The following is a 511-nucleotide window of genomic DNA, read 5'->3' on the forward strand; positions in this document are numbered from 1 at the left end:
ACATCAGCTTCAGCAAGCACGTCAGCATCAGCAAGCACATCGGCTTCAGCAAGCACATCAGCATCTGAATCAACGTCAGCATCTGAATCAACGTCAGCTTCAGCAAGCACGTCAGCTTCTGAATCAACATCAGCTTCTGGAACGATAAAATCAACAGGTGATTCAGGAAAACAATTACCAAATACTGGTTCAGAAGATTCTAATTCATCTCTACTTTTAGGTGCTTTGGCAGCTATTACTGGTTTAGGTTTGTTTGTAAAACGTAGTAAAGATGAAAGTGAAGATGAAATCTAAGATATCTATGTTATATAGAGTAGTTCTATAAAGGCTAAATAAGAAAAAATCCTGAAAAGTTTAAATTTTCAGGATTTCTTTTTTGAATATTTTCTACAACTATTTTCAAAAAGCAACCTTGTCCATTGTCTGCTGACAGTGGACTTTAAAATACTTTTTCCAGTCCTTGAATCACTTCTTGAAGCTTATCAATAACAGCTTCCAATGTTTGGAAAGC

At 36.0% G+C, this 511-nt stretch carries 1 protein-coding gene; it reads left to right on the forward strand.

Annotated elements, in window-relative coordinates:
• Nucleotides 1-294: LPXTG cell wall anchor domain-containing protein (locus ADI86_RS10850; protein ID WP_152906135.1), on the forward strand; the 294-nt coding region annotated here is incomplete at its 5' end.
• Nucleotides 295-511 lie beyond the last annotated feature (217 nt).

Origin of the sequence: Streptococcus pseudopneumoniae, from assembly GCF_001074975.1 — a bacterium.
Classification (GTDB): domain Bacteria; phylum Bacillota; class Bacilli; order Lactobacillales; family Streptococcaceae; genus Streptococcus; species Streptococcus pseudopneumoniae_D.